Source organism: Granulicatella sp. 20925_1_45 (assembly GCF_041433555.1).
Classification (GTDB): domain Bacteria; phylum Bacillota; class Bacilli; order Lactobacillales; family Aerococcaceae; genus Granulicatella.
The window spans coordinates 1-3732 of record NZ_JAPWBR010000034.1 but is presented as its reverse complement, the minus strand read 5'-3'; the positions used below and the strand labels follow the sequence as shown (position 1 = coordinate 3732).

General features: G+C 42.1%; 4 protein-coding genes and 1 pseudogene. All 5 read right to left on the bottom strand.

The window, feature by feature from the left end; all coding sequences use genetic code 11:
* A pseudogene (locus O3798_RS08560) lies at positions 1-302 on the bottom strand (hypothetical protein); the annotation flags it as partial.
* 155 nt (positions 303-457) lie between these two features.
* A complete protein-coding gene (locus O3798_RS08555) occupies positions 458-832 on the bottom strand; it encodes a hypothetical protein (RefSeq protein ID WP_371446944.1) in 375 nt (124 codons plus the stop codon).
* A 530-nt stretch (positions 833-1362) separates the two neighbouring features.
* Positions 1363-1620: a hypothetical protein gene (locus O3798_RS08550; protein ID WP_371446949.1), complete on the bottom strand. Its 258-nt coding sequence runs from the start codon at positions 1618-1620 to the stop codon at positions 1363-1365.
* Positions 1599-3011, bottom strand: coding sequence for an FtsK/SpoIIIE domain-containing protein (locus O3798_RS08545; protein WP_371446947.1), 1413 nt, complete (start codon positions 3009-3011; stop codon positions 1599-1601). Before O3798_RS08545 ends, O3798_RS08550 begins: the two co-directional genes overlap by 22 nt.
* On the bottom strand, positions 3004-3732 hold a 729-nt coding region (locus tag O3798_RS08540; RefSeq protein WP_371464292.1), incomplete at its 5' end, for a replication initiation factor domain-containing protein. The genes O3798_RS08545 and O3798_RS08540, both read right to left, overlap by 8 nt.

Genomic DNA, 3732 nt, shown 5'->3' with positions numbered 1-3732 from the left:
AAAACCGCAATCGTGTCGTTGTTGAATCGTTCAACAACTTCTGTACACCCCTGTCCTGTCAGTTGAATGTTCATCGTTCTTGTGGTCTTAGGACTCATCTCCTTATCGGGGTTATTCCAGAACGCGTTAAAAAACTCATGACACGTAATCCCGCTATTGTAGAAGTAGCGCCCGTTGCATTGCTCAAACTCTGATAAATCGAATCGTAAGACTTCGAAAATCTTATCATCGAACCAACGTTGGTCTCCGTGATTTCTAAAGTCAATCGTGAATCCTAACCAGTCTACTTTGTATTTTTGCATTGTTTTTGTCTCCAATTTTTTGAATGTAAGTTTTTTGCTTCATATCAACGATTGTGGGCATTTTCGATGTATCTGAAGCCCCCCTATATTAGTATTTCGGGGGCTTCCCACGCCTCTGCCTAGACGGCGCGGCGTGGTTTCCCTCGTTTGCTACTCTAGTAGTTCAAGATTTTCGCGTTTTCGTCGATAAAAATGAACCTAGATTGCTTGATATTGTAGCCAAGTCCCGAACATCGGTACACGTTCAGAAGTTCGATTTTAAGCAAGTCACGATTGACTATTTTAACCGTTCTTCCCGTTCCCATTTCGATGAATGTGTAAGTCCAGCCTTCTCTCGTCTCCGAGCGTTTGTCATTTCCCTCTGCGTCCTTTACCTTCGACCCGTCTGAGTTTTTCAGTTTAGGAAAATACTCAGTCGGTTCAATCCCGACATGAACGACAATTAAGTCGCTGAACATCTCTTTACTACTTGTTGTTTGTTGCTTTAGTTTTGATTGCAAAGCCTGCAATTTTTCCTGATTTATAGCCATACAAAAAGGCTCCTTTCTCGACGCTTGCTTACATCGCTCAAAGGAACCTACTTCACATTTATTCTATTCATATACCACACGGTTTTTTCCTTTTACACCGCGTTTTTAAGCTTGACAGCCCCATAGTGGCATGTTAAGATTGTCTATGAAGTAGGTTGTCTTGTCGCATTTGGTCGTGTCAGCAAGACATCTAATATTGAATTTTCAGAGCTTTGTTCTTAGAACAAGGCTCTTTCTTTATTTTACACGGCTAAACCTTAAAAAGTCAATACTTTCAAGGATTTTAGAGTGTTTTTTGTTACTTTTTTTCTTTGTGGGATTCCATCCCACGCCCTGGCAAGCGGAGCCCGCTTGACCGCAGCTCAAGAAAAGAAGTTATTTTCGTCAAATTCTTTTTTCGTCGCTTGGTGGAATCTAGCATGGATCCGCACAAAGGAAAGGGACAGGCTAAAGCCTTTTGTTTTCAACAACCCTTGCCTTTGCTTCTATCCATGCTCCTTCGATTCCAGCGACGGAAAAGAAGAATTTAACTAGACTAACTCAATAGCGCTAGCCTTAATGTGCCAAATGCTTTTTCCTGGCGCGAATTCGCAGTTCGTGAGTTTCACTTTTTGTGCGATTCCGAAGGAGTTTTCGTCGGTTAGCTCTGTCTTCTGGTCAGCTTCGTGAATAAACCAGTCGAATTCACGTTGCGGCAATGCAATCATAACTTCCTTGTCCCCTAGTTTTCCTCTTAGCTCACATTTCGCAACATCGAATGATGTCACTATGAGAATAATTCCGCCCATGCTGCATCCCCCCTTTCTTTCGCTTTTTTGAATGTTTCCAAGTCGTTCAAACCGTGTTCAAAGATGTTTGGAACGTAGAATTTTTGCGGTTGTTTTGTCAATCCGTCACTCATATAATATCCGCGGAAATCCTCGACATCTCCAACCGTTGCAACTTCGCCGAGCGCCATCTTTTGAATGTCTTGATTTGCGTTCCCTAAAAGGATTTTTGTCGCGAATTGTGCGCGGATGGCTTGTGGAAATACGTTGGTCGATGGGTCTTGATTTGCCATCACCCAATATATTCCGAGTGACCGTCCTTTCATTACGATTTGCGTTACATCCGCCATGAATTTAGCTTGTTCTTTCTTGTCCATTGCTGCTAAAATCGCGGATACTTCGTCAGTCACTAGAATCATCGGTTTCAATCCGCATTCTGAAGCTTTTAGCCCCATCTTACCGAGTTTTTGAACTTTCCCATCCTTGTACTTTTCGCGAATGGTTAGCTCTTTGATAAAGTCGCTTGTGAGTTCTAGGATTTTGGTCGGGTCTGAAGCGTATTGTGTGAAGATGAAATCAATCGACCTCAACTCATTTTTTCCGTCACAAGCGTATAGCTTTGCTTGTGATACCGCTAGCTCAAGCAATAGCAACTGTAATGTCGTTGTTTTCTTAGAGCCCGATTTCCCGAAAATCGCTAAATGCGGACGGTCTTCGAGATTGATTATTAAGCCTTCCTGTAGCTTTAGATTGTAGTTTCCGACGTCTAAGTCATCTAGTGACTTAGGCGTGAAGGTTTTATCGCTTCCAAGGTCTTCGAGCGTGAAGATGAATTCATTCTCGTTGTTTGATACTCTAGCAGTCGTTACGACATAGTTTGAATACTTGTTTTTAAACGATGAGCTTACGTCAGCTTTAAGCGTTTCAAGCTCATACATTCCCGCCAATCGTTCGATTTTAACGATGATTTCATCGTCTTTGCATTCGACTTCTACATCCGGAACTTCAATCCGTGATTGCTCCTTCATTGTGTTTACTGACAAGGTATCAACTAATGCCTTAGTTACAGCCTTTTCAAGCCTTCTCTCATCGAGCCATTTCTTGAATGAACCAGCTTTTTGAACGTGCTGCACACATCGTGCTGCAGCGTACACGATTAGTACTCCCGTCAGAATCCATATCCCGACTCTTAAGTAGTTAAAGCCCGTCGCTATCGCGTGAATCATGCTTTTCCCTAGTAGTCGTTGCGGTATCTGTCCGTGCTTTTCATCCGTCGCGAATCTCAAGACATAAGCTATCAATTCAGCTATGACTATCAATCCTAAACTTGCGATGATGGTCGTGTTTAGTGTGAACCCGTGTTTGAGTTCATATCGTTTGTTTTGCGTGTTTTTCTCATACACTTTACTCATGGATATCATATCCCCCTATAAATTTTTTAAGGTATTTTTCCCATGTTTTTGCGTCGATTGTTTTGCTTTTCATTAGCATTCTTGCTTGTTTCTTTGTGAGTTTATCTGGCTTTCTTGCTTCTCTCAATACATCATAGAAGTCGAAATTGTTTTCCTTCCCCATTTGTTCGAACAATCCAATCATTGGAACGACGTACTTTCTGAGCCATTCCAGCGATTGCGCAATTGTCATTTCACGTTGTGGAGTCGAGAAATCGAACTTCTCTTTTTCCTGCAGAAAGTCATCCCAAAATGGAGCAACTTTCCATCTCGACTTGTTGCTTTCTGTTTCTGATGGTGTTAGAAGCTCAAGGAGCGTCCTTAGAGTCTGCTTGAATGTCTTTTCGACTGATTCTCCATCCAGTAGAGCTTGCACCGCTTTTTGTGCGTAATCCTTTGAATAAACGATTTCGTACCTTTGCCAGGACTCGCGAAACTCTTTTGGCGGTATCACGCCTTTTGCAAGGCTTTGAGCTAACTTATCGTAAATACGCAAAAACACATTTTGTCCTTGTGTTCTGGAGCCCAAGTATATACTCTTGGATTTGATTTCCTTGTTTACATTCGACTGGCTCACAATGTTATAAGTTCTCTTACTTGAGCGGTAGTGACCTGCCCTGAGTTTATTTTCGATTTTCTCGAAAGGGACAGTCTCAGCGTTATCATCGAGAGCGATGTCAAT

Coding starts and splice junctions, on each gene's coding strand:
- O3798_RS08555 (WP_371446944.1), bottom strand. CDS start 832: ATGGCTATAAATCAGGAAAAATTGCAGGCTTTGCAATCAAAACTAAAG.
- O3798_RS08545 (WP_371446947.1), bottom strand. CDS start 3,011: ATGAGTAAAGTGTATGAGAAAAACACGCAAAACAAACGATATGAACTC.
- O3798_RS08550 (WP_371446949.1), bottom strand. CDS start 1,620: ATGGGCGGAATTATTCTCATAGTGACATCATTCGATGTTGCGAAATGT.